Origin of the sequence: Bacillus sp. FSL K6-1000 (assembly GCF_038630785.1) — a bacterium.
GTDB classification, from domain to species: domain Bacteria; phylum Bacillota; class Bacilli; order Bacillales; family Bacillaceae; genus Bacillus; species Bacillus safensis.
In genome coordinates, this window is record NZ_CP152042.1 from 3,027,772 (window position 1) to 3,051,158 (window position 23,387).

22 protein-coding genes and 1 riboswitch are annotated in these 23,387 nt (G+C 42.0%); of the genes, 8 read left to right on the plus strand and 14 right to left on the minus strand.

Features of this window, described 5'->3' with window-relative positions:
- Positions 1 to 32 precede the first annotated feature (32 nt).
- The 3 genes from MHI46_RS15825 to MHI46_RS15835 all read right to left on the minus strand — a co-directional run bounded on the left by MHI46_RS15825 (position 33) and on the right by MHI46_RS15835 (position 2,585).
- Positions 33 to 1,439, minus strand: a complete 1,407-nt coding sequence (locus MHI46_RS15825) for an amino acid permease (RefSeq protein ID WP_039181382.1) — start codon at positions 1,437 to 1,439, stop codon at positions 33 to 35.
- Between the two features lie 191 nt (positions 1,440 to 1,630).
- A riboswitch (Lysine riboswitch) is annotated at positions 1,631 to 1,809 on the minus strand.
- Positions 1,810 to 1,931: 122 nt separating this feature from the next.
- Complete coding sequence (sspJ, locus tag MHI46_RS15830; RefSeq protein WP_041088277.1) at positions 1,932 to 2,075, minus strand: small acid-soluble spore protein SspJ; 144 nt, start codon at positions 2,073 to 2,075, stop codon at positions 1,932 to 1,934.
- An 81-nt stretch (positions 2,076 to 2,156) separates the two neighbouring features.
- Positions 2,157 to 2,585: a MarR family transcriptional regulator gene (locus MHI46_RS15835; protein ID WP_024423455.1), complete on the minus strand. Its 429-nt coding sequence runs from the start codon at positions 2,583 to 2,585 to the stop codon at positions 2,157 to 2,159.
- A gap of 171 nt (positions 2,586 to 2,756) precedes the next feature.
- On the opposite strand from MHI46_RS15835, the gene MHI46_RS15840 reads away from it, so the two are divergent.
- The 4 genes from MHI46_RS15840 (at position 2,757) to modB (ending at position 6,774) form a co-directional block, all read left to right on the plus strand.
- The gene (locus tag MHI46_RS15840; protein WP_342502934.1) at positions 2,757 to 3,242 is read left to right on the plus strand and encodes a metal-dependent hydrolase; all 486 of its coding nucleotides are present in this window, start codon (positions 2,757 to 2,759) and stop codon (positions 3,240 to 3,242) included.
- A 123-nt stretch (positions 3,243 to 3,365) separates the two neighbouring features.
- Positions 3,366 to 5,216: an LTA synthase family protein gene (locus MHI46_RS15845; protein ID WP_251181275.1), complete on the plus strand. Its 1,851-nt coding sequence runs from the start codon at positions 3,366 to 3,368 to the stop codon at positions 5,214 to 5,216.
- 116 nt (positions 5,217 to 5,332) lie between these two features.
- Positions 5,333 to 6,109 (plus strand): molybdate ABC transporter substrate-binding protein, encoded by a 777-nt coding sequence (gene modA, locus MHI46_RS15850; protein ID WP_342502935.1) that lies wholly within the window; start codon positions 5,333 to 5,335, stop codon positions 6,107 to 6,109.
- Complete coding sequence (gene modB / locus MHI46_RS15855) at positions 6,109 to 6,774, plus strand: molybdate ABC transporter permease subunit (protein WP_251181277.1); 666 nt, start codon at positions 6,109 to 6,111, stop codon at positions 6,772 to 6,774. Before modA ends, modB begins: the two co-directional genes overlap by 1 nt.
- A 39-nt stretch (positions 6,775 to 6,813) precedes the next feature.
- Here modB and MHI46_RS15860 read toward each other — a convergent pair whose 3' ends face one another.
- From MHI46_RS15860 to MHI46_RS15890, 7 genes are all read right to left on the minus strand, one after another.
- A complete protein-coding gene (locus MHI46_RS15860; protein ID WP_039181397.1) occupies positions 6,814 to 7,659 on the minus strand; it encodes an aldo/keto reductase in 846 nt (281 codons plus the stop codon).
- Between the two features lie 69 nt (positions 7,660 to 7,728).
- Positions 7,729 to 8,598 (minus strand): ROK family protein, encoded by an 870-nt coding sequence (locus MHI46_RS15865; RefSeq protein WP_342503263.1) that lies wholly within the window; start codon positions 8,596 to 8,598, stop codon positions 7,729 to 7,731.
- A gap of 63 nt (positions 8,599 to 8,661) precedes the next feature.
- Positions 8,662 to 10,677 carry a Na+/H+ antiporter gene (locus tag MHI46_RS15870; RefSeq protein ID WP_039181402.1) on the minus strand — a complete coding sequence of 672 codons (2,016 nt, stop codon included), beginning with the start codon at positions 10,675 to 10,677 and terminating at the stop codon, positions 8,662 to 8,664.
- A 312-nt stretch (positions 10,678 to 10,989) separates the two neighbouring features.
- The gene (locus tag MHI46_RS15875) at positions 10,990 to 11,601 is read right to left on the minus strand and encodes a trimeric intracellular cation channel family protein (RefSeq protein WP_058838163.1); all 612 of its coding nucleotides are present in this window, start codon (positions 11,599 to 11,601) and stop codon (positions 10,990 to 10,992) included.
- Positions 11,602 to 11,948: 347 nt separating this feature from the next.
- Positions 11,949 to 12,362 carry a disulfide oxidoreductase gene (locus MHI46_RS15880; RefSeq protein WP_024423464.1) on the minus strand — a complete coding sequence of 138 codons (414 nt, stop codon included), beginning with the start codon at positions 12,360 to 12,362 and terminating at the stop codon, positions 11,949 to 11,951.
- The gene (locus tag MHI46_RS15885; RefSeq protein WP_025094107.1) at positions 12,359 to 13,045 is read right to left on the minus strand and encodes a thioredoxin domain-containing protein; all 687 of its coding nucleotides are present in this window, start codon (positions 13,043 to 13,045) and stop codon (positions 12,359 to 12,361) included. Before MHI46_RS15885 ends, MHI46_RS15880 begins: the two co-directional genes overlap by 4 nt.
- Before the next feature lie 141 nt (positions 13,046 to 13,186).
- On the minus strand, positions 13,187 to 15,286 hold the full coding sequence (locus MHI46_RS15890; protein WP_058838165.1) for a heavy metal translocating P-type ATPase: 2,100 nt from the start codon (positions 15,284 to 15,286) through the stop codon (positions 13,187 to 13,189).
- Positions 15,287 to 15,698: 412 nt separating this feature from the next.
- On the opposite strand from MHI46_RS15890, the gene MHI46_RS15895 reads away from it, so the two are divergent.
- Genes MHI46_RS15895 through MHI46_RS15905 form a run of 3 tightly spaced genes read left to right on the plus strand, consistent with a single transcriptional unit; the run spans position 15,699 to position 18,266 of the window.
- Positions 15,699 to 16,442: a metal ABC transporter ATP-binding protein gene (locus MHI46_RS15895; protein WP_058838166.1), complete on the plus strand. Its 744-nt coding sequence runs from the start codon at positions 15,699 to 15,701 to the stop codon at positions 16,440 to 16,442.
- On the plus strand, positions 16,442 to 17,314 hold the full coding sequence (locus tag MHI46_RS15900) for a metal ABC transporter permease (RefSeq protein ID WP_058838167.1): 873 nt from the start codon (positions 16,442 to 16,444) through the stop codon (positions 17,312 to 17,314). The genes MHI46_RS15895 and MHI46_RS15900 overlap by 1 nt, the downstream gene beginning before the upstream one ends.
- 13 nt (positions 17,315 to 17,327) lie before the next feature.
- Complete coding sequence (locus MHI46_RS15905) at positions 17,328 to 18,266, plus strand: metal ABC transporter substrate-binding protein (protein WP_342502936.1); 939 nt, start codon at positions 17,328 to 17,330, stop codon at positions 18,264 to 18,266.
- Positions 18,267 to 18,303: 37 nt separating this feature from the next.
- Here the strand turns inward: MHI46_RS15905 and MHI46_RS15910 are convergent, their stop codons facing one another.
- The gene (locus MHI46_RS15910) at positions 18,304 to 18,852 is read right to left on the minus strand and encodes a hypothetical protein (protein WP_342502937.1); all 549 of its coding nucleotides are present in this window, start codon (positions 18,850 to 18,852) and stop codon (positions 18,304 to 18,306) included.
- A gap of 88 nt (positions 18,853 to 18,940) precedes the next feature.
- Between MHI46_RS15910 and MHI46_RS15915 the strand changes: the two genes are divergently transcribed.
- Positions 18,941 to 19,546 carry a TetR family transcriptional regulator C-terminal domain-containing protein gene (locus MHI46_RS15915; protein ID WP_058838168.1) on the plus strand — a complete coding sequence of 202 codons (606 nt, stop codon included), beginning with the start codon at positions 18,941 to 18,943 and terminating at the stop codon, positions 19,544 to 19,546.
- Between the two features lie 18 nt (positions 19,547 to 19,564).
- Here MHI46_RS15915 and MHI46_RS15920 read toward each other — a convergent pair whose 3' ends face one another.
- From MHI46_RS15920 to aspA, 3 genes are all read right to left on the minus strand, one after another.
- On the minus strand, positions 19,565 to 20,497 hold the full coding sequence (locus MHI46_RS15920) for a response regulator (RefSeq protein WP_342502938.1): 933 nt from the start codon (positions 20,495 to 20,497) through the stop codon (positions 19,565 to 19,567).
- The gene (locus MHI46_RS15925; protein ID WP_039181423.1) at positions 20,494 to 21,810 is read right to left on the minus strand and encodes a sensor histidine kinase; all 1,317 of its coding nucleotides are present in this window, start codon (positions 21,808 to 21,810) and stop codon (positions 20,494 to 20,496) included. The genes MHI46_RS15920 and MHI46_RS15925 overlap by 4 nt, the downstream gene beginning before the upstream one ends.
- A gap of 116 nt (positions 21,811 to 21,926) precedes the next feature.
- Positions 21,927 to 23,372: an aspartate ammonia-lyase gene (gene aspA, locus MHI46_RS15930; RefSeq protein WP_039181426.1), complete on the minus strand. Its 1,446-nt coding sequence runs from the start codon at positions 23,370 to 23,372 to the stop codon at positions 21,927 to 21,929.
- Positions 23,373 to 23,387: the final 15 nt, after the last annotated feature.

Genomic DNA, 23,387 nt, shown 5'->3' on the forward strand with positions numbered 1-23,387 from the left:
AACGTTTCTCCAGAGATGGAGAAACGTCTTCCTTATACCGTTCCTTTGGCAAATCCTTTTGACATGAATGGATAAAGCAAAATACCTACTAAGAATAGACCGATTCCAAGACCAAAGGTTTTCAAGTCGGCTGTTCCTGAAATAATGACCCAAGCTGAATACCCCATGGCAACAAGTGCAATGATGCCGTCTCTCGTTCGATTTCCTTTTTGAAGCTCATACGTGTCACCTTGCATAATGACCTTAAAGCTGTAGATGGAAGACACAATATACGGAATAAGATACGCAAGTGTCGCTGATGTAGTTAAAAAGGTAAAAGCTTCATTAATCGTACGTGACATCACAGAGAAGATAAACAGCTGTGACATAATATTTGTAACAGTCAAAGCGAAAGCAGGGCTTCCTTTTTTGTTTGTTTTTGCAAATACTGCTGGAAAATCACCAGCCTTTGCTGCTTGATACGGTACTTCTGAACCAAGTAAAATCCAGCCAAGCATCGAACCAAACAAGCAAATAATCGCCAGCAGAGCCATGACAATTCCGCCAGCTGGCCCAATAATAAGCTGAAGCACATCTACGAATGGTTTGTCAGAGCCTTGCAATTGATCGTGTGGCAGAACGCCCATTGTAATCAACGTGATAATCATGTAGATCGAAAGTGCGATTAAAAGACCTGTAATGGTCGCACGTTTCACATCACGCTGTGAGGATGCTCTTCCTGATAAAATGACAGCTGATTCAATTCCAATAAATGCCCATAGTGTGGAAATGGCCGCATGATGAATTTGACCACCAAGGCCAAGCACTCCTTCGCTGCCTGTTTCAACCGGGAAGTAGTAATGTTCAAATAATGCCGTTTGAAATGCAAATAATCCCGCAACAATAAAAAGGACGAATCCAAGCACCTTTGAAAAGGTCGTAATAAAATTCAATTTACTTGCAGCACTTAAGCTTGTAATTAAAATGGTATGTGTTCCCCATAGAAGAAGGGTACATACGATAAACGTCATGAGCTGACCAAGCGTGACCGCTTCTTTTCCAAAGGTAAAAACTTCAGTCTTCACTGTGAGAATCGGGAAAAAAGTCGTTAAATAACCAGCAAGGCTTGTAATAATTGCGACATTACTAATCCAGCTTGCCACCCAATATCCCCACACCATTGTAAATCCAGCTGCTTTCCCTTTTTTCGGATCTTTAAAAAGCGCCCTTGCATAACTTTGTGGTCCAGCCGTCAGCTGCGGCTTATGAATGGACAAATGCCCAAATACAAGCGCAATCATCAGCACACCGCCGCCTGTGACAAGCCATGCCATCGTCACACCTAAAGGACTTGCGTGCTGGGCAAGCGTACTTGGCAGCATAAAGATGCCTGAACCTACCATATTTCCGACGACAAAAGCCGTCAATAACCAAAAACCCCATTTTTTTGTCTGTTCCATTTCCGTACCTCCGTTTTATTCACTTTGGACCAGACCCGGCAGTATCTTCATTGATATATTTGTGAAGCAATGACTTGCATTCTTTATGTTCATAATGGATTACTTTTTAACAGCATACCCTTATTTTTGTGACTCAGAACATAAAAAAAAGCCTGAACAAAAGTCCATGCTTTTCAAAACATACACCTTGATCTCCGGATAGCCCTCCACGCTTCAAAGACGTGGCAGTCCTGCATTTATTCAATGCAGACCCAGCATAAAGAAAGTTGGAGCTCTCTCTACACTTCGGCGCTGATGCCTTTTTTCTCATGATCTACGATTCCATCTCTCCTATGAGTGACTCATCATCCGCGCAACCTCTACCTCACTGAGACATAGCGTGAGGATTTCTATTCATTTTTACTACACGAAGGTTATCAAACATTCTCACATCTGTCAAAGGGAAAAACATAGAAAAAAGGCAGAGAACTGTTTCTCTGCCCTATACCTTGCTTATTGATCGTTGTTTTTCTTCTTTTGTACAGCTTCCTGAAGCGGATCGCCTGCTAGCTCTTTACTTGCTTCCTCTAACAGCTGATCTACCTGCTGATGGTTTTTCTCACTTTTCGCTTTTTTATCCTTTTGGAAAAATGACATCGCTGTTTCCTCCCTTTTCATATAATGCGGTTGCCTGTTTAATTTGTGCTACAGCGCTCAGCATTATACTAGGGAAGAGGCTCAATCATCATGAAAGGTCTGTCTCATTTTTTGCAAGTACGACAGAAAGGTTTTTAAATCATCCTTTGTGAAGTCTGACATCATATGCTGAATCACCTTTCCGAAAAGACGAGTATGCTTTTCATAAATGGCCATCCCTTTTTCCGTGACTTCTAAACGGACAAGTGATGAATCGTCCTTGTCCCGTTCTCTTTGAATATAACCCTGCTCACATAATTTATTGAGTGCAATAGAGGCTGCACCAGGGTTTAAAGAGAGTCTTTGCTTCAGCTCTTCGGCATGTGATACTTTGCCTTGTATCAAAATAGAAAGAGCATATATCTGTGGGGGCGTGATGTCTTTCTCTAACTCAAGTAACTTGCGGTTTAATTTACGGCTGACTTCATAATGTACAAGAACAATTTCTTTTAAAATGTCTGCATTACCCATCCGAATCGCATCCTTATCGTTAGTATCAACATGACTTCCCCCTTATTATAGAATGTTTTTCCATTCAGCCAACCCTTTTGGCCTCTTTTTCTTTAGAAATAAGCCTTGCTGAATGAATCCACCCTTGATATAGTGAGTACTTGAACTAAAGATAGAACAGGAGTACGCATCATGACAGGAAAAACACACATCATGGGCGGAATTGCCGCCTCCACAGCCGTTGCCTACTATTATGGATTCGAGCCAGTGACGATGGCTGCTGCTGGATCAGCAGGTGCTCTGATCCCTGATCTTTGCCATACAAAAAGTAAAATCGGCAGAAAATTCCCGCTGCTCTCGACACTGATCAGCAGTGTGTTCGGTCATCGCACGTTTACACACAGTTTATTATTTTTGCTGATCATTTATTTTCTAGCAACAACATACATTCCAAATGACAGCCTAAGTATCGGTTTACTAGTCGGGATGGCAAGCCACCTCATTCTGGATGCAGGAACAGTGAATGGGATTAAATTTTTATTTCCGGCTTCCATTAAAGTGCGTCTTCCCTTCTATGTCAAAACAGGCAGCACAGGAGAACAAGTCGTACTAGCTGCTCTCACCGTCGTTACCTGCTATTACATCGCTGTCCTCTGCGGCATCTCCATCCCATTCTAATGAATCAGAAAGAGTTTTCCGAAAAACACAGGATATGAATTGATCATTCCTCATTTTTTTAGTAGGTTTAAGATAAGTGTTTTTGCCTTGCAGCTGAATACAGAATGGTGAGGAGCTACATAAATGAAAGCGTTTTTCAAAAATCACTGGTTTTTAGTGTACTCCATCCTCTTCATGTGGATGAAAACATACATCATTTATCAATTCGGATTTCACATACGAACGGCCAATCTGTTTCATGAATGGCTGCTTTTGATCAATCCACTTAGCTTTTTGCTCCCTTTGTTTGGGATTGCTCTTTTTTTAAATGAAAAGAAGCAAAAGGTATTTTTATTAACCGCAAACTTGATTTTGACGGCGATTCTCATATCTAATACGATCTTTTATGGATTTTATATTGATTTCATTACAATCCCTGTATTATTCCAAGCGAAAAACATGGGAGATATGGGCAGCAGTATGACAGAATTATTTCACCCGCTGTTTTTACTGATGCTCATTGATTTCGTGGTGCTGGCGTGGCTGTTAAAGCGCAAACCTTTAGCGCCAAAAGCCTCCTTTAAAACGATCAAAACATATTATGCGGTGTGCTGCAGCTTTCTATTGTTTCATGTCAGTTCAGCCATGATGGATCACCCTCGCTTTCTGACAAGCTCTTATGATCGAGAAGTGATTGTACGAAACCTTGGGCTGTTCCAGTTCCACCTGTATGACGGGGCTGCCCAAACAGCACGTATTGGACAAAAAGCCTTTGCAGATGAAGATACACTTTCAACCGTAGCAAACTACACAAAGGCTGATTACAGTGCACCAAACGAAGAGTACTTTGGACTTGCTAAAGGCAGGAACGTTGTGTTCATTTCACTAGAATCAACACAGCAATTTGTCGTTGATCAAAAGGTGAATGGACAATACATCACCCCCTTTTTAAATCAACTTGCTAAAAAGAGTTTTTATTTTGATGAATTTTATCAGCAGACTGAGCAAGGAAAGACATCGGATTCAGAATTTATTGTCGCAAATTCCCTCTACCCATCTAGCAGCGGCGCTGTCTTTTTCACAGCGAGTGACAACGAATACGACACGTTATACAAGCAGTTGAAAAAAGAGAACTATCAATCCGTCCAATTCCATGCGAATAATAAAACGTTTTGGAATCGTGATGTCATGTATGAATCGTTTGGGATTGACCGCTTTTATGATGTCGATTCGTATCAGGTCAATGAACAGAATTCAACTGGCTGGGGCTTAAAGGATATTGACTTCTTTGACCAATCCATTGATTATTTAAAAAAGTTGAAGGCGCCTTATTACAGCACGTTTATTACCTTGACCAATCACTTTCCATTTGAAATCGATCCAAAGGATCAATTGATTGATGAATATGATTCGTCCAGCGCCATTTTAAACCGCTATGTGACGACCGTCCGCTATCAGGATGAAGCCATTAAGACATTTTTTGAGCGCATGAAAGAAGAAGGACTGTATGACAATACAATGTTTGTCCTCATGGGGGATCACTATGGTATCTCCGAAGCACATCATCAGGCAATGGCAGAGCTGCTTAAAAAAGATGAAATCACACCGTTTGATGCAGTGAAATTGCAGCGGGTTCCCTTTTTGATTTACATTCCTGGGGTCACAGATCAAGCACCGCAGACAATTTCTGAAACAGCTGGGCAAATCGACGTGAAGCCGACACTCCTGCACTTACTCGGTATTGAAACGAAGGATGCCATTCAATTTGGCAATGACTTATTTTCAAACGAACGGACGCCTTTTGCTGTTTTGAGAAACGGGAACTTTATTACAGATGATTATCTCTATACAAAGAACACCTGCTATGATCAAAAAACAAAAGAACCTGTTGAACAGGATGAGGTGTGTCAGCCTTATATCGAAAAAGCCAATAAAGAACTTTCCTTATCAGACAAAGTGATCAATGGGAATTTGCTGCGTTTTTATCAGCATTAAAAAGTCGCCATCTGGCGGCTTTTTCTTTTCTCTTTTTACTGAAAGCCTATGAATGGTCAAATAAGTTTGCTTATAATAAAGAATACATATGATATTGAATAATAAGAGGTGTGAACATGAAGTATGCGTTCTTCGCCTTCATCGCCATCTGCTTGCTCCTGAGTGGGTGTCAAACAGAGATGAAGTCATCGGATACAAGCAAAAAAACAGAACTTGTCATTTCAGCAGCGGCAAGTCTTCAGGATGCACTAAAGGAAATTGAATCCGCCTTTAATGATGAGCACCCGAATGTGACATTAACAAATAATTTCGGGTCATCCGGCGCATTGAAGCAGCAAATTGCGCAAGGGGCAAAAGCGGACCTCTTTTTCTCAGCAGCTGAAGCGCCCTTTGATGAGCTTGTGCAATCTGGAGATATCGATCAACATTTTATCAAGGATGCCATCCAAAATGAGCTTGTATTCATTGTGCCAAATGATCATTCTTCCTCTATTAAAAGCTTTCAAGACGCCCAGCACATAAAAGGGAAGATTGCTCTTGGCACACCAGAATCCGTTCCTGCTGGTACATACGGCAAAGAGATTTTCACAAAGCTGAACATCTGGGATCAAGTGAAAAAGAACGCTGTATACGGCAAGGATGTGCGGCAAGTTTTAAGCTACGTAGAAACAGGAAATGTGGAAGCTGGTGTTGTGTATAAGACAGACGCCCTTGTTTCCAAAAAAGTAAAGATTGCAGCTGAAGCCAATCAGGACATGCATTCCCCGATCATTTATCCAGTAGGAATCGTAAAAAGGACAGAACATGTAGAGGAAGCCAAGTCCTTTTTTCAATTTCTTCAATCAGAAACAGCCAAATCAATTTTTAAGAAGTACGGCTTTCAAGTGAATTAATGCCTATGATGACTGAAGAATTTCTATCTCCTATTTGGCTGTCCGTTGAGGTTGCTTTTGTGAGCGGGCTGCTTGCCACTGTTTTTGGCACAACGATTGGCTTTTGGATGGCACGAAGCTCGTTTAAAGGAAAAATGATTGTGGAAACGCTGTTGATGCTTCCGCTTGTCCTCCCACCAACGGTCGTAGGATTTTTATTGCTCGTCATATTCGGAAGGTATAGCATGATCGGGGGCGCGATTGAATGGATCTTTCACCAGCCGGTCATTTTCACTTGGTGGGCGGCAGTTATTGCATCAACAGTTGTGGCATTCCCGCTTATGTATCAATCTGCAAAGGCTGGATTTTCTACGATTGAGTCAGACATTGAAGGGGCTGCAAAAGTAGATGGTGCTCATTCATTCCAAGTCTTTGCCTATATTACAGTACCACTTGCCCTGCCTTCCCTTCTATCAGGCAGTGTCCTCAGTTTTGCCAGAGCACTTGGTGAATTCGGGGCAACCCTAATGTTTGCCGGCAACATCCCGGGAAAAACCCAAACACTCCCAACCGCTATCTATGTGGCGATTGATTCCGGACGAATGGAGCTTGCTTGGGCGTGGACAATTTGTATTGTGATTCTATCTTTTATCATGCTGTTGGCTGTGCGCCGAAGCAGTACGTAAAAAATCCTCTTTCTCACATGAGAAAGAGGATTTTTTTATTTATTCAAACCCAACCGTCATCGTCTCTGGATTCGAGCCGACACGTTCGTTATTGTTTAATGCATCGATTTTTTCCATGTCTTCTTTAGAAAGCTCGAAGTCAAAGATGTCTGCATTTTGTTTAATACGTTCTTCATTGATTGATTTAGGAATTGTCACGACACCGCTTTGCAGATCCCAGCGCAAGATGACTTGAGCAACAGATTTGTTGTAGCGTGCAGCAATGTCTTTCAAAACGTCATGATCTAATAGCTTCCCTTGCATCAGCGGAGACCATGCCTCAATTTGAATGCCTTTTTCCTTTGCATATTGACGCAGTTCAACAAGTGTCAGTTTCGGATGAAACTCCACTTGGTTCACAGCTGGAACAACCTCAGCATCTTTTAACAGCTCTTCTAAATGCTGAATATAGAAGTTGCTGACGCCAATGGCTCTGACTTTCCCGTCTTTATAAAGCTTCTCAAGTGCGCGCCATGTGTCTTTAAATGTATCTGCATTTGGTCCAGGCCAATGAATCAAATAGAGGTCTAAGTAATCAAGACCTAATCGGTTTAAGCTTGCGTCAAACGCCTCAAGCGCTTTATCATAGCCTTGATCTGTGTTCCATACTTTAGACGTAATAAATAAATCTTCTCGTTTCACACCAGATTCTTTAATCGCTTTTCCTACGCCTGTCTCATTTTTATAAACAGCTGCCGTATCAATGCTGCGATATCCGTTCCGTATGGCTGCTTTTACGGCATCTACCACTTGATTGCCGTCCTCCACTTTGAATACACCTAAACCAAACCAAGGCATTTCTACTCCGTTATTCAGTGTTACGGTATCATTCAAGCTTTTGACCATTTTAACAACCACCTTTTTTATAGATTCCATCTCTTTCATTATCTCATGTTGTGCTTCAAAACTCTATTATCAGGCGTTTCTCTTCGCTTCGATGGCTAAGAGCAGCGCACCAGTCATGCCAGCCTTGTCCTCAAGCCCAGGGGAGACAATGTATGTATCAAGCGGCGGCAGGTCCACATAATCATTGACATAAGCAGCTAGCTTCTCTCGAATGAGTGGGAATAGCTGCTTTTGCTTCATGACGCCTCCGCCCATTATGATGCGCTCTGGGCTTAAAATGAGCGAGTATTGCATAAGCGCTTGCGCTAAATAATCCGCTTCAAGTGCCCAAACCGCTTCATCCTGAGTCAGCTCTTTGGCAGGTTTCCCCCACCTTTTCTCAATCGCTGGTCCAGCTGCCAGTCCTTCTAAGCAATTTCCATGTGACGGGCAGACACCTGCAAATGGATCAGATTCATGCTGCCTGACAAGGATATGCCCCATCTCAGGATGTGAATGACCGTGTAGAAGCTCATTTTTCACAACAGCCCCCGCACCAATGCCTGTACCGACCGTGATATACAAACAGCTGCTTAGCCCTTTGGCTGCCCCTTTTGTTAATTCACCTAGTGCTGCGGCATTGACATCAGTTGTAAAAGATACGGGGACACCTAATTGCTTCTCAAGCTCAGGAATGAACGGGTAATGCTTCCACTCCACTTTCGGTGTGTTCATGATATAACCGTATGAAGGATCGTCCTTTTGTACACAAATGGGGCCAAATGAGCCAACCCCTAATGCTGCAATGTTATGCTGCTTGAAAAATGGAATGAGCTTTTGTATTGTTTGATCCGGGTGCTCTGTCGGAATCGTCATTTCCTCTAAGATGTCTCCATGCTCATTGCCGATTGCACAACAAAATTTTGTACCGCCAGCTTCAATTGCTCCATAATAGGCCATCATTGATCTCCCCCTGCTCGTTCTCTTTCTTCATCATAAAACATGGGGGAGAAGATGACAACATCACGTATTGGTAAGCAGAACAGCTTCCATGTCATTAATATACTCTCTTAAATGATGGGCAATATCACGATTGATCTCACCATCTTCATATAAGGTTTGTATTTCATTTCGAATCGTCTGTACAGCTTGGAAGTTAAGCTCTTTTTTCTTTCGGTCAAATGAACGGTCTTTTTGCTGGAAGAAGCTTGGACCGTGTTCACAGCGGAAAATGACTTGGTTGTAAAAACCAATAACTTGGTGGCACGTTTGCTGGTTTTCATCTGTCATATGCTGTTTGATCGAGTCTACCGCAGCTTCAGCCGTTTTCTTACGGATTTGTTTATACGAGTCCTCTTTTTCTAAAATACCGTTTGAAATGTGCTGATTCGGCCGCCATAATTGCAGCCATTGAAGCAAGCGCAGAAACTTCACTTTTGAAAAACGAATTTTGAAGGAGTTTGAATACAGCATTTCCAGCTCATGAAATCTCTCTTGCAGCTCATAAGCTTCTTCCTTGTCAATTTTCTCTTCATCAATTAATTGTTGAAGTTTCATCTGTTCTGCTTTGATACCGTGCAGTCTGATTTTCCGCTCTTGTCTTCTCATCCCGAATTGGTATGGTTCACGCTGGATATTTCTCAGCTTCATTCGGTAATCATTGATGAGTGCAAGGGATACTTCCCTGTTGTCCTCATTCATCCCTTCTTTTAACGTTTTAATAGCACTTCTCAGCAGCTTCCGTTTTGCATGCTGAATCTTTGTATCCAAGTCCACGTCGACCTGCTTGTCTTTTTTCTCAGATAAAAGAGGCAGTAACACACTAGCTAAAATGAGTGTACATAAGATCACGCCTGCTGCGAGGAAAATAATCAAGTGCCGCTCTGGAAATGGTGATCCGTCCGCAAGCGTAAATGGTATTGAAAAGGCACCTGCTAATGTGACAGCACCACGAACACCAGAGAATGTCATCAGCATCGAAGCCCGCAGCTTCGGTTTTTTTACATTCTGCTTTTTCGTTACACTCCAGTTACCTGCCCAGAACAGCCATACCCATAAGAACCGCAGCACCATGAGACATAGCGTAATAATTAAGATATAGCCAATGACCTGCATATTATTAAATGCTTCATCCTGGAAAATGACTGTGGATACATCAGGAATCTGCAATCCAAGTAAAACGAAAACAAGTCCGTTTAAAATAAATAAAATAATATTCCATGTGTTTGATGAAGCAATTTGCAGTTTGGCTAAATTCGCTTCCATTCGATCTTGCTCAATGGCATGCGTCACACCACCGGCCACAACGGCTAAAATTCCGGATACACCAATTTCTTCTGCTGCTAAATAAATCACAAATGGTGTAAGGATTTGCAGGATGATATGCATCGTGACATCGTCCATTCCTAAACGGCGGAGAAAATAGCGAAAACGAATGATAAAGAAGGATAGAATAAATCCAGTTAATAAACCACCTGCGGCAATGAGGACAAAGCTAAAGGATGCCTGAGCAATTGAAAAGGCTCCCGTCACTGTTGCGGCAATGGCAAATTTAAAGGCGACAAGTCCTGATGCATCGTTCATCAGCCCTTCGCCTTCCAGCAGTCTCATGATGCCCTTTGGCATATTCACACGGCTGGATAAAGCACTTACTGCCACCACATCTGTCGGTGATAAAATCGCTGCAAGCGCAAATGCGGCTGGAAGCGGTATGCTTGGAATCATCCAATGAATGGTATATCCCGCTACAACGACGGTCGCAAACACTAAACCAAGCGCTAAAAGAAGAATAGGTGCTCTTAATTTCCATAGCTCGTCCCTTGGGGTACGCTTTCCGTCATTAAATAACAGCGGCGCAATAAATAGAACGAAGAAAAGTTCAGGATTTAAAGAAATATGTAAACCTGAAGGAAAAGCTGCCACCAATATACCTAAGCCCACTTGAATTAACGGAACAGGAATAAAGGGGACAAAACGATTGATAATATTGGACGCTGCAATGAGTGCCAGTAGTACGAGCACTGCTAAAAAAATCTCCACTAGTACATGTCCCTCCTATGTATATTTTTCGTCAAGTTTTGCTTACATGCAAAGATGTGTTCATTTCATCCATCCGTCCGATCAGAAGTGCTTCTTTAGTATTCCGCAAAAAGTGAAACCAACACATAACAATCCATCTAGGCAAAAAAAGGCTGAATCCAGATATTCAGCCTGCTGACAAAATTTTCATCATATGTATTGTTCAAATGATGAACAATAGACCTGCTTTTATTTTACACGAAAACTCCAACATCTGCTGACATTCAGCTCTTATTAAACACAAAAAAAGAGCGAAATCGCCCTTTTTTCGTTTCACCCTTTATTTAAAAAATAAGACCTGGCGGGAAGACGCCATTTGAATAAGTAGGAACAAACCCTGCATACGACGAGGATGACAAACAGCAGATATAAAGCAAGCTCGCCTTGCGCTAAGCCGAGTCCGACGAATAAGCCGCCAAGGGCTGCCCATACGGCGTAAATTTCTGCTTTTAGCACAAGCGGCTTTCGTCCTGCTAATAAATCACGCACAATTCCGCCGCCGCTTCCAGTCAAAACGGCTGCCACAATGACCGCACTGAGCGGAAGTTCTCTTTGCACAGCAAATAGTGCGCCTTGAATCGCAAACGCTGCTAAACCGATCGCATCCGAGAAATTTCCCCATGTGCTCCAGTGCTTAAGCAAAAGCTTCGGAAAAAGAAACACAATCGTAATAGATACAAGGGCAATCGTAAACATTTTGCCCTGTGACCATAAAGCAGACACCGGAAGACCAATTAATAGATTTCGAATCGCTCCACCGCCAAATGCTGTCACAATCCCTAAAATGTACACACCAAGAATATCGTACTCTTCCTCCATTGCCACAATCGCACCACTAATGGCGAATGCGACAATGCCAATGATACTTAAGACTTCCCATGCCATTTTCCGCTTATCTCCTTACCATTATCTAATCATCCAATACTACTCCCTTAATGTATAACTGACACAGGCGAAAAGCAATACAAATTTTCTTTAAATTTTATCTTTTTGCAAAAATAAAAAATAGCCCGCTTATAAGCAGGCTACAGATTGTTGACAAAGGGCTAAAATGATCTTTATTTTAGCTCTTTGTCTTCTTTTCAGCGTGATAGAAAACCTTTGAAGTCTAGGAAGGACGAGTACTGGAGCGGAGCGAATTTGACATTCGTGAGCACCAGCGCGCAGGACTGACAACGAATGCGAGGGTTTGTCTACACGCTGATAGCCTGCTTATAAGCAGGCTATCTCCTTCAATCTTCTTTTGCATTTAACAGCAGCATACTAATGATGATGAGAATAAATGCAATAAGGGCTAGTAGTGGAATGGTGATAAAACCAAACCAGTTCAAATAATCAACGGAACAAGGAATACCGCTCAGACAAGGGCGAATCGATGCAAAGCCAGGTATCTTTTGTTCCATATAATGATAAATAGAAAAACAAGCGCCAATCACAGCCAAAGGTAGAACGTAATACTTTACTTTCACATCGCCTCTGAATGTCGCAATTCCAAGTAAAAGCACAAGCGGGTACATGAAGATGCGCTGAAACCAGCACATATCGCATGGGATAAACTTTTTTACTTCACTTAAATACAGGCTGCTCATCGTCGCAACGATAGAGACGATCCAAGCACTGTATAAGTAAACAAGCTTATTCTTCATGATTTTTTCCCTTTGAGCTCTTGATCAATTAATTCTTTGATTTCATCATAGTCATAAAAGTTTTGGACTTGTTTATTGTTAATGAAAAGAGTTGGTGTTGCATTCACTTTATATTGGTTCACAAGCTGATCGTCTGTGTTCAGCTGAGGCTGATATGTTTTCTTCGATAGGTTATCTTTAAGCTTGTCCGTATCTATTTTTGTTGTCTTTTTCGCTAGCTCCGTCAGCTTAGCAGGCGTAACCCATTCTGCTTCACTATCTGGCTGTGCTTGATAGACAGCTTCATGAAATGCCCAAAAGTTTTTCGGATCTTCCTTCCACACTTCTTCAGAAGCTAGTGCTGCTAATACAGCGCCATCTCCATGAACAGGAAGTGGCAAGTTAATAAACGAAAATGATACATCGCCTTTATCTATGTAGTCCGCTTTCAGTTTTGGGAAAATGTCTGTTTCAAATGATTTACATGAAGGACATTTATAATCCCCAAACTCGACAATTTGCACGGCTGCGTTTTTATCTCCCATGACAGGCTGTCCTTTAATAGAAGGCTTACTGTCAACCGTTTGTGCTTCTTTGCTGTTGTTGTTCCCAATGACGACGAATAATCCGATGAGAAGAGCTGCGATAATGGTTAAAATAACAGCAAATTTAATGGATGAAGATTGATTATTTTTTTTACTCACAAAAGCACCTACCTTATCTTTTTCATTCCTTCAAAAGAAAAAGGATAATAGCTTAGAATAATGCCATTATCCAACTTCTTCTATTTTAACAAGAGGGGATTCATTATGAAAGATGGTATTCATGAATTTTTCCTTACAATTTTATTTCATCACCCTCATGGCATTTAAAACAGCGAGTACGGTCACACCGACATCCGAGAAGACGGCTTCCCACATGGTCGCAATACCAAATGCACCGAGTAATAGGAAAACCCCTTTAACCCCAAGAGCAAATGCAATGTTCTGCCAGACAATCCTTCTTGTTCGTTTAGCGACAGCGATGGCTTCTGCAACTTTTGACGGTTGGTCTGTCATAATGACGATATCAGCCGCTTCTACCGCTGCATCTGAACCAAGTCCGCCCATCGCAATACCTATGTCTGCTCTTGCTAATACCGGTGTATCATTAATGCCATCCCCAACAAATAATAATTTTTCTTGAGGCGCTTTTTTCTGATCAATTTCTTCTAATTTTGTTACTTTATCCTGCGGTAATAATTCTGCATGTACTTCATCTATGCCAATTTGCTGGGCGACCGCTGTTCCGACTTGTTTGGCATCACCAGTCAGCATGACAGTTTGAATGCCAGACGCTTTTAGAGCGGAGACAGCTTCAATTGCATCATCCTTTAATTCATCTGCAATCAAGATCGATCCGGCAAACTCACCGTTAATCGCCATGTACACAACCGTTCCGCTTCGTTTTTCTTTTTCATATGAAATGCCTTCTCGTTCCATCAAGCGATGATTTCCCGCCAAGACTTGTGAACCACTGATGGTCGCTTTAATTCCATGTCCTGCAATATCCTCATATGCTTCGATCTGGCTTTCATCAAGCGGAGAACCATATGCCGCTTTAATTGATTCAGCAATCGGATGTGAAGAATGAGCTTCTGCTAAAGCTGCAAAAGAAAGCAGCTCCTCTTCTGACCACTTTTCGCTAGCTGTCACGATATTGGTCACCGTAAAGTTTCCTTTTGTGAGTGTGCCCGTCTTATCAAATACAGCATAGCTCACAGAGTTCAGTGCTTCTAAATAGTTACTGCCTTTTACAAGGATGCCTCGTTTAGAAGCTGCCCCAATTCCCCCGAAGAATCCTAATGGGATGGACACGACAAGCGCACACGGACATGAAATAACAAGGAAAACGAGTGCCCGGTAAACCCAGTCAGACAATTGTGCTGATGGAATGAGAAGCGGCGGCACAAAGGCAAGCAGTAATGCCAATACAACAACAGCCGGTGTGTAGTATTTTGCAAACTTTGTAATAAAGTTTTCTGTCTGCGCTTTTCGGCTGCTCGCATTCTCAACCAAGTCTAAAATTTTCGTCACTGCCGATTCGCTAAGTCCTTTTTGCACTTCAATTTCAAGAATCCCGTTTTGATTCACAAACCCTGCAAGAACTTCCTTCCCTGCTTCTACATCCCGCGGCACAGACTCCCCTGTTAATGCGGAGGTATCCACGAGTGAAAAGCCTTCAATGACGAGGCCATCAAGTGGAATTTTTTCGCCTGGTTTCACGACGATACGGTCACCGACTTTTACTTCTTCCGGCTTCACTTTTTTCGTTTCATTTCCTACTTTGAGATTCGCATATTCAGGGCGAATATTCATTAATTCACTAATGGATCGTCTTGAACGATTCACTGCTGCCCCTTGGAACAGCTCTCCAATTTGGTAAAACAGCATCACTGCCAGTGCCTCTGGATATTGCTGAATCACAAAAGCGCCAGCTGTTGCAATGGTCATTAAGAAGTTCTCATCAAATACTTGGCCGCGCACGATATTTTTCAGCGCTTTAAAAACAACATCACCGCCGACTAGTAAATAGGCTGCGAAAAACGTGATGAATTTTAGTAAGCCATCTTCTGGTATGAAATAAGCCGCTGTTCCAATGACTGCACCGCCAATTAATTTCAGCACAATCGCTTTTAAATTCTTTGTCCCATGATCATGATCGTGATGATGGCCTTCTTCTTTTGGTGATACACTCACATGAGGTTCGATGGACTGAACCGTTTTTTCAATACGCTTTGACATCGTTTCTTGCTTATCTGCATGTGTGACAGTCAATGTCCCTGTCGCAAAATTAACGGAACAAGCTTCAACGCCATCCATTTTGCTGACACCTGTTTCAATTTTACGTGCACAGTTTCCACAATCAAGACCGTTTAATACGTATTCATCCTTCATTTTTTTCATGTTCTCACCTTTTTTCTATATGATAAGTAACGTTCCCTGGATCGATTAAACCTATTAAAAATCAAAACTTTATATATGAGCATATATTCATATATTGGATTACCTTTATTATATGAGGAGTTCTTGTCTTCTGTCAATCATTTATGAAGAAATAATTGGTTTTTTTCTGTCCGATTCTGTCATACGGATTTTCAATAAATCAAGCTCATGTCCCCTGCTCCCCGCATAACATAAAAACGATCGTTTTCAGTTTTTCTCTTTACAAAAGAAGGACAGACGCTTAGAATAAAATAAAAGTTTCCCTAAGGAAACAAATTAGCATTAGAGAATCATTTCATCCTTTAGTCAAAATTATTTATTTTATGCATATATCTTTAGGAAGTGCAATCATGATTGAAAGGGGCCGCAAGAGATGTCAAATGCTTTAACAATCGACCGTCTTCATGTCTCATATCACGGACAAGATGCATTAGAGAACGTCTCTCTTTCCATACAGGAAGGGACAATGACAGGAATCATCGGTCCAAATGGTGCTGGTAAATCGACGTTACTCAAGGCATGTTTGGATTTAATTGAAAAAGATCAAGGGGATATTCGTTTTTTTGAACAGCCCTTTAAACAAGTGAGAAAACAGATCGCCTATGTACCGCAGAGAAATGATTTAGATTGGACGTTTCCCATTCATGTACTGGATACCGTACTACTTGGAACATATCCGAAGCTCGGACTAATGAAACGTCCAAAAAAAGAAGACCGGGCATATGCGTATCACTGTTTAGAAAAAGTCGGAATGCAAGACTTTGCCAAAAGACAAATCGGTGAGTTATCCGGCGGGCAGCAGCAGCGTGTCTTCCTTGCAAGGGCTCTTGCTCAAAACGCACAGCTCTTCTGTTTGGATGAACCGTTTGTCGGGATTGATATGGCAAGTGAAGAAACGATGGTGCGCATTTTGAAGGAATTACGAGATGAAGGAAAAACCATTTTGGTTGTCCATCACGATTTGAGTAAGGCAGATGATTATTTCAGCCATCTTGTTCTGTTAAATAAAAAACTCATCAAAGCAGGGTCTGTACACGACATCCTTCGCCCAGAGATCATGCTGGAAGCATATGAAACACAGCTGCCATTCTTAAAATCAGCAGGAGGAGACGTGTAATGGAATTTTTAACCGGACTCTTTGAATATGCTTTTTTACAAAAAGCGCTATTTACATCCGTTATGGTAGGCATCATTTGCGGCGTTATCGGCTGCTTTATCATTTTACGCGGCATGGCCTTGATGGGAGACGCCATTTCACACGCCGTACTGCCAGGTGTCGCCATTTCTTATATGCTTGGAATTAACTTTTTCTTCGGTGCCGTTTTAACTGGCGTGTTAACAGCGATTGGAATCGGTTACGTGAGTCAAAACAGCCGCATAAAAAATGATTCAGCCATCGGCATTGTCTTTACAGCCTTTTTCTCAATCGGGATTATTTTGATCACATTTTTGAAAAGTTCGAGTGATCTATATCATATTCTATTTGGAAACGTACTAGCTGTTCGATCAGCTGATATGTGGATTACACTTGGCATCGGCATTTTTATTTTGCTAGCCGTCATCGTTTTCTACAAGGAACTGCTCATTAGTTCATTTGATCCGGTGATTTCTTCGGTTTACGGTTTGCCGAATCGTATGATTCATTATTTTCTCATGACCTTATTGACCCTTGTAACCGTTGCATCACTGCAAACCGTTGGGATTATTCTTGTCGTTGCCATGCTGATCACGCCGGCAGCCACCGCTTATCTCTTGACAGACCGGCTCTGGATCATGATTTATTTATCTGCTTTTTTCGGTGCTGTATCTGCTGTCGTAGGCCTAGGGCTTAGCTTTACGTATAACTTATCGTCTGGTGCTTCCATCGTGCTGGTTGCCACCATTTTATTCGGCAGTGCCTTTATCTTTTCACCAAAGCAAGGCATTCTATGGAGATCATTAAAATCTAAACGAAAACGAACGCACTTAAAAAAGGAAGCGTCTATGTAAAAGGAGGACATATATGAAGAAGGCATTTGCAATCCGTTTGACCGCAGTATTCATTGCCCTTATGATCATCGCAGGCTGTTCGACCCAGCAAAGTAATTCCGGTAAAGATGACGGCACATTAAAAGTTGTCACGACCTACTCCATTCTTTATGACATTGTGAAGGAAGTAGGCGGGCAGCATGTCTCTATTCACAGCATTGTTCCCATTGGTACAGACCCACACGAATTTGACCCACTGCCAAAGGATGTTCAATATACGACGGATGCAGACCTTGTTCTATATAATGGCTTGAACCTTGAAACAGGAAACGGCTGGTTTCAAAAGCTGCTTGAATCGAGCGGCAAGGACGGGGATGATGCACCTGTAGCCGAGCTGAGTAAAGGCGTCAAAGCGAAGCATTTGTCTTCAAAAGGGCTCGAAAGCCAGCAGGACCCCCACGCATGGCTGAATGTTGAAAATGGGATCCTTTATGCCCAAAATGCCCGAGATGCGCTTATTCAAGCGGACCCTGAGCATAAAGAGGATTACGAAAAAAATGCAGAAGCCTATATCAAAAAGCTTCAAGCGCTTCACGATGAAGCAAAAGACAAGTTTGATCAGCTGCCAAAAGACAAAAAGCTCCTAGTCACAAGTGAAGGAGCATTCAAGTATTTTGCAGAGGCGTATGGACTGAAAGCCGGCTACATTTGGGAGATCAACACAGAAAGTGAAGGAACACCAGGACAAATGAAGCGCATCATTCATTTTGTCAAAGATCATCAAGTTCCTGCTCTCTTTCTTGAAACAAGCGTTGATAAACGAAGCCTTGAAAGCCTCTCTGAGGAAACCGGGGTTCCAATCAAAGGAAAAGTCTTCACTGACTCTATTGGAAAAAAAGGTGAAGATGGAGACAGCTACTATAAGATGATGAAATGGAATATTGACACCATTTACAAAGGGTTGTCATCATAAGGAAAGACAGGTGGAGTGAATCCGCCTGTCTTATTTGTCAGCCTGCTATATTTTCCGGATGTTTTTTCGGCCAAATGACGTAGCTGATGCTAATGACAAAATCAATGGCTAGGATCATTCCCCATGTACTGACAAGCTGCATCAGCGCTTCCGTCCGCTCTGGTGCTTGGATGAGATAGGTCAAACCATATAACAGCCCCGCTCCGATGACATAAGAAATGACATGCCGAGCCCAGCCGACCATTTCATACATAGACCGCTCTTTACCGTACTTTGGTTTTCCCTTTGGCTTAGGGCCACCTGCAAAACGATAAGCAAACTTAGCATCTGCCCATTTCACCATTTGATGTCCAAAGGCCAGACTCACACCAATATAAACAGCCGCAAGCCCGTGGATGACAGTCGCCACAGCCCCCTGTCTTAAATCTATATAAGTAGCCGCAAGAAGGATGAGATCTAAAACCGGCGTACAGACAAGAAAGAAAGCACCCCACTTTTTCTGTTTAAACACATAACGAAGCGTTAAACCCATTAAAATAAACAGCCAAAAACCAATTTCACATGCCACAATCAGTAACCCGACCAATTTCCCCACATCCTTTTTAACACAATTGTATTAAATAAAAAATAACACAGATGTGTTAAAAAAACAACAGCTATGCTAAAATCAATGTATGCCAAAAATCGTTGATCACCATAAACAAAAACAAAAGGTCGCTCAAGCTGCAATGAGAGTGATTAAACAAGAAGGTTTGGAAAGCGCTTCTGTACGAAAAATAGCAGTAGAAGCTGGAATTTCAGCCGGCTCTATGCGTCATTATTTTTCCACACAGCAAGAGTTGTTTCTATTCTCCATGAATTTAATTCAGGAAAGAGTCAAGGAGCGGATTACAGGGCTTCCATTAAACGGTTCAACGGAGGAAAATGTCATCAATTTATTGGAGCAGGTTCTTCCACTTGATGAAGAACGAAAATTTGAAATGGAGGTGTGGCAGGCTTTTTCCGTCAAGGCACTGACTGAACCAGATCTACAGCCGCTCAATGCAAAGATGTATGACGAACTTTTCCAAACCGCCCAATATTGTTTAATGAAATTGAAAGAGGATGGGCTGCTGCTAGATGATATCGATCTTTTATTAGAAACTGAGCGGCTTTATGCGGTCATTAATGGGCTTGCATTGAATGGAATTGTACAGCCTCATCGGTTACCACCTCAGCTCATACGCTCCGTGCTGCAAATGCACCTGCAATCCATCACAAAAAAAGACATGTCTCCCTAATTGGAGAGCATGTCTTTTTTAATCTTCCGTAAAAATACGTTTTGCTTCGTAGTAAAGCACCTGCACAAATTTCTTCACATTGATACGGGTGTGTTCTTCTCTTCCGCTCATCTCTTTCGTCAATTCACTCATTTTCTTTCGCACGATGGTGAAATCGAAAAATTTTGATGCGTAATTTTCAAATGTTGGATGGGAAAAATCGGTTAGCCCAAGTGATGCGATATGTTTCAATGATTGGTTGATCGCACGTCTTACCCGCTGCTCGGCTGCCTTTGCTTCTCTTGCGATGTCTGCCGATGTGTAGGGCTCACTTAATTTATCCTCCGTAATCCCAGTGAAAATGATCTTTAAAGAAGGAAAGGAATCATGATGATCAGCATGCAGCGCTAAATACTGGTCTGTAAACAGAATCATATCTAATAAATCTTTAGACCCCTTCTCACCAACAATACCAAGCTCCGCCAGCAAAAACTGCCCTGCCTCTGCAAGACTTTTCCCCCGCTGCTTCGTTTTCGTCTGACCGCGCTGCTGAAATTGCATGACTGATTTAAGCGAGTGCTGAATATTTTCAATTGAATGCTCTAAATGAAGACGTTCAATCATGAGATGGAGGACGCTTAAGACCTCTACACGATTGATCGGCTTTGTCACATAATACTCGACGCCAAGCGTATACGCCTGTCCGATTAATTCCTTTGTTTCAACCTGTGACAGCATTAAATATTTCCCGTGAAACTCATCCTTGATTGCTCGAATCGTTTCAAGCCCGTCTCTTTCCGGCATCAATAGATCAATACATAAAATATCAATGTGCAAATCATTTAAGTAGCTGGCTGTTAACTCAGCGCCATCCTCTGCTTCTCCGGCCACAATACCAAGCTCTTCATCTTCAATGAGCTGAGCCAGTGAAGAACGAACGGCTTCATCATCATCAACAATAAAAAATCTCATCTCCCAATCCCCTCTTTTCTACTGACTTGATCTACTGGTATCGTTAATGTGAAAATTGTTTGCTTATTTGGGATACTCTTCATCTCAACACTTCCGCCAAGCTTCTCCGCTGTATCCTTTACATACGCAAGCCCGATACCGCTCGATGGATTCCCAACCTGGTCGTATTTTAAAGTGAAACCCGGTTTAAAAATAACATGATGATTACGTTCTTTTATGCCAGGCCCGTTGTCGCTGATTTGAAAAATCACCTGGTTCTCTTTCTGTGAAATAGAAAGTGACACTTCTCCATCTACAGGAATGGCTTCAACAGCGTTGGATACGATGTTATTTAACAAAGATAGAATGGTATACACGTGATAGGCGGGGTGCTGCCCATCTTCATCATAATGAAAGACAATGTTTTTTTTAAGAGATTCAGCATAATTTTCATGAATGCGAATGACAAGCCCAGCGATATGAGAAGGACTCTCATAAGCCTGGAAATTTTCCTCATGAATCAGCTTTGATAAGGCAGAAAAAATCCGCTGGTTATCCTTTTTGATTTCATGCACCTCTCCTGCAATTTGCAAGGCGGTTTTACCGAGCTTTTTCAAATCCAATGATTCTGCATCCTTTGCGTGGTGAAGAGATTGATACAATTGATAGGATGTAGCCGTAATGTGCTCAGCATGTGCGAGTGTTTTATGAAAATATGTAGATTCCGTGTAAAGGTTAGACAGGAGCATCAGCAGATGTTCCTTTTCCTTTTTCATCTGACGCTCTCTCGCCTGCTCTTCATATAAACGAATCATTGTATAACAAGCCAACACGAAAAAGCTTCTGAAAATCGCCAAAACAAATAATTGAAACAGCGTCCGCCCCGTTAAAATTTCATCCATGGTGCCTCGAAGTGCGATGATCTCAACAACGCTTGCGCACAGCTCCATGATGATACCTGTTGCTCCAATCAGCCAAGGCTGATCACGGAAACGTCTGACCTTCAATAAATAAAAGAGTGTGCCATAGACGACATAATAAAGCAGGGAAGGAAATCTTAATGAAACCGCCTCTTCCAGCGGAAGATGCCCTGTCACGGCTGTATCAAGCAGCACGCGAAACGCAAAAACAGATATCCCAGCGATGATGCCGCTTGCCCATGCAGGAAATCTTTTCATTTGAAGCAGGATAAAGAAAAAGACAACGGTTCCAAAGCTGACCCGAAAGCTGTCCTCAAATGGATAAAATTTAAACTCTCCGCCAATCGGCGTCAGTACAATGAGCAGCACAATTAAATAAGGCTCTGTATTCAGCCATTTTTTTAGTAGATTCAAACGCAGTCACATCCCTAATAATTGACGATAGTATACTATGTGAGCTAAAGAAAAACAAACCTTCATGAAAAAGCGCACACCGGAACTTTGCCGGTGTGCGCTTCTCATGATGCCGCTTAATCTTCTAAACGATCTTTTTCTAAAAGTGATGCGCCAGCAATACCTGGTTTTGTCATTTCAAAAGGATTTAAGATGACATCAAGCTCTTCCTCTGTTAACACATCATTTTGCAGACAAAGCTCACGTACAGATGCGCCTGTAAGAATGGCTTCTCTTGCAATTCGTGCAGCCGCTTCATAACCAATATGCGGGTTCACCGCCGTCATGACACCGGCACTCTTTTCTACATATTCTTTTAATCTAGATTCATCTGCTTTTAGGTCACGCAAGCAGTTGTCCACAAAGGACTCGAATACATTTTTCATCATGCTGAGAGATTGAAGCAGGTTGAACACCAACACTGGTTCCATAACGTTCAGTTCAAGCTGGCCAGCCTCTGATGCAAGACAGATTGTGTGATCGTTCCCAATGACTTGGAAAGCCACTTGGTTCATGACCTCAGGCATAACTGGATTGACTTTCCCTGGCATGATAGATGAACCTGGCTGTCTCGGCGGCAAGTGCAGCTCACCAAAGCCTGCTCTTGGACCAGAAGCCATCAGACGAATATCGTTCGCCATTTTGGACATGTTCATCATACATACTTTAAGCGCAGCAGATACTTCTGTATAAGCATCTGTATTTTGCGTTGCATCGACTAAATCTTCAGCACCAACTAACGGTAATCCGCTAATGTCAGATAGATAGCCAACCACTTGGCGAATATATTTAGGATCTGCATTCAATCCAGTTCCGACTGCTGTTGCACCCATATTGACTTCATATAAATGCTGTCTAGACTGCTTGATACGTTTAATATCACGAGCAAGAACTTTTGCATACGCACTAAACTCTTGTCCAAGTCTGATTGGAACAGCGTCCTGAAGATGCGTACGTCCCATTTTGATGACATGATCGAATTCCTGCGCTTTTTCAGTCATGACTTGATGCATGTTTTCCATCGTATAAAGTAGTTTTTCAATCATATTCAATGTTGAAATATGAATCGCTGTTGGGAAAACGTCGTTTGTTGACTGCGACATATTCACATGCGTGTTTGGACTTAGCTCAGTATAAGCGCCTTTTTCCTTTCCTAGTAGTTCAAGCGCTCTGTTTGCAATGACTTCATTGGCATTCATATTCATTGAAGTGCCAGCCCCGCCTTGAATTGGATCGACAATAAATTGATTGTTCCATTTTCCTTCGATGACCTCATCTGCCGCTTCAACAATTTTTTCTCCAAGGCCAGAATATAGTCGCTGTGTATCCATATTTGCAAGTGCGGCTGCCTTTTTGACAATCCCTAATGCTTTGATGAGTTCCTCATGAATACGGTAGCCTGTAATTGGAAAGTTCTCCACTGCACGTAATGTTTGAATTCCATAATATGCTTGAGTGTCTACTTCCTTTTCACCTAGAAAGTCTCGTTCGATTCGAACTTGCTTGTCCTGTAGCTTCGTCATTTGAAAAGATCTCCT